At 39.6% G+C, this 2,654-nt stretch carries 1 protein-coding gene and 1 pseudogene; both read left to right on the forward strand.

Annotated elements, in window-relative coordinates:
* Positions 1–204 precede the first annotated feature (204 nt).
* Complete coding sequence (gene dapF, locus ACEW8O_RS11015) at positions 205–978, forward strand: diaminopimelate epimerase (protein WP_373494686.1); 774 nt, start codon at positions 205–207, stop codon at positions 976–978.
* 311 nt (positions 979–1,289) lie between these two features.
* Positions 1,290–2,654 (forward strand): annotated as a pseudogene (gene secA, locus ACEW8O_RS11020) (preprotein translocase subunit SecA); the annotation flags it as partial.

Here is a 2,654-nt window from a genome sequence, read left to right on the forward strand (position 1 = left end):
GTCTTTTTCATAGATTGTTTTTTTCCTTTAGAAATGGTTTTTCATTCTCAAGAACTTCCAAGTTAACCAATTCGACTTGATTTTGAAACCATATATCAGACAATAAGTCTGAATTTGTGACAAGTTGGTTATGTTTGTAGAACCATAATTACTTGGTTTGGTTTTTGAAAAAGAAGCATTATCCTAAATGGGTTTAAAACAGGTATGGAAATCACCTTTTATAAATATCAGGGTACAGGAAATGATTTTGTCATGATTGATGACAGGTCAAAGTTATTTCCGGAAAAAGACCTTTTCCTGGTCCAAAAACTCTGTGACAGAAAATTTGGGATAGGTTCAGACGGCCTTATTTTGATCCGAAACAAGGAAGGTTATGACTTTGAAATGATTTATTTCAATCCAGATGGCTCTCAAAGTATGTGTGGAAACGGTGCGAGATGTGCCGTTGCATTTTCGAGGTATTTGGGAATCATTGAAGATAATACAACTTTCCGTGCCATCGATGGTGCCCATGAAGCATCCGTTGTAGGGGATGAGGTAGAGTTGGGCATGAGCGATGTATCAACTATAGACAATGAAGGACAGGATATCTATGTGGAAACAGGTTCACCGCATCATGTGAGGTTTGTCGAAAATGTTCTGGAATATCCTGTATTTGAAGAAGGTGCCAAAATCCGCTTCAGTGATAGATATGCGCCAAAAGGCACCAATGTGAATTTTGTCACCCCACTTGCCAATGACCTAATTCAAGTCAGGACCTACGAAAGAGGTGTTGAAGACGAAACCCTTTCCTGTGGAACCGGCGTCACCGCATGTGCCTTGGTTTACGGTTACCAAAATGATCTCAATGAAGTAAAAATAAAAACATTGGGAGGCACTTTAAAAGTGAGGTTTTCCAAAAAGGACGATGGGAGTTTTCACAATATTCTACTCATTGGTCCTGCAGAACAGGTATTTGAAGGAAGAATTGAGATTTAAGACGTGAGACAAAAGACATAAGACATGAGATTTGAGATTTGAGAAACAAGAAGCAAAGCCTGTCCCGATGCTTTTATCGGGGAGCCAAGATTTAGGTCTATTCATCTAATTAATATTTTGGAGGTGTTTCAATAAATAGGAAGTAAGAACAAAATGCTATTTTATCTCTTCACTATTCCCTTAAGGCTCTATACTCACCTAAATAGCATATGAACTCAAATCTCACGTCTAACGTCTCATATCTCACGTCTCATAAAGAATATTAACAAAAAGGCCGTAATTTTAAGGCCGCATATTATACTGAATCAATTATGTTAGAATTATTAGCCAAAGGACTGGCAAAAGTTTTTGGAACGAAGTCAGATAGAGATATAAAAGAATTATCCCCCAGGGTTCCCTTAATTAATGATGCCTTTAATAAATTAAGGAACCTGAGTGATGATCAATTACGGGCCAAAACTGAAGAAATAAAAGCCATCATCAATGCAGATCTTAAAACATTTGATGATAAAATAGCTGAATTGAGAGAAAAGATCAATGGACTAGCTGCTGATAAGGTCCATGAAAAAGATGCGCTTTTCAATGAAATTGACAATACAGAAAAGTCAAGGGACGAGGCGTTGGAAGTGACTTTGGACAAGGTTTTGAATGAGGCATTTGCAATAGTCAAAGAAACAGCAAGAAGATTTAAAGAGAATGGTAAACTTGTTGTCAAAGCATCTTTACATGACAAGGAACTTTCGGCCAAAAAACCCCATATAGAGATTTCAGGTGAAGAAGCCATTTGGCATAACAAGTGGATGGCAGCAGGGACGGAAGTGGTGTGGGACATGGTCCATTACGATGTTCAGTTGATAGGAGGGATTGTGCTTCACAAAGGCAAGATCGCTGAAATGGCCACAGGTGAAGGTAAAACTTTGGTTTCTACCTTACCTGCTTACCTCAATGCCCTTGCAGGCAGAGGAGTTCACCTGGTCACAGTCAATGATTACCTGGCCAAAAGGGATTCAGAATGGAATGCCCCGTTATTTGAATTTCATGGTCTAAGTGTAGATTGTATAGACAAATATCCGCCAAATTCAGATCAAAGAAGAAAAGCCTATGCATCTGATATTGTCTATGGTACCAATAATGAATTCGGTTTTGATTACCTGAGGGACAATATGGCCCGTGATGCCAATGACCTCGTGCAGGGCAAGCATCATTTTGCCATGATAGATGAAGTTGACTCTGTATTGATAGATGATGCCAGGACACCATTGATCATTTCAGGTCCTATTCCCAGGGGGGATGAACATGAATTCATGGACATGAAGCCCAGGGTATCCACTTTGGTGGATGAGCAGCGTAAATTGGTTCAGGGTTTTTTGACTTCAGCCAAAAAACTGATTGCAGAAGGTAATGACAAAGAAGGGGGTTTGGCCTTGTTCAGGGCCTTCAGGGGCATGCCCAAATACAAGCCTTTGATCAAGTACCTTTCTGAACCGGGAATCAGGGTTATACTTCAAAAAACTGAAAACCATTACCTACAGGACAATAAAAGGATGATGCCTGAGGCGGATGAGCCTTTACTTTTTACTATTGAGGAAAAAACCAATGGCATTGAATTGACCGATAATGGAATAGAGGTCATCACCACGAAAAACGAGAACCCTACTTTCTTTATCCTGCCGGAT

Origin of the sequence: Aquiflexum sp., from assembly GCF_041749095.1 — a bacterium.
In the GTDB taxonomy this organism is placed as follows: domain Bacteria; phylum Bacteroidota; class Bacteroidia; order Cytophagales; family Cyclobacteriaceae; genus Aquiflexum.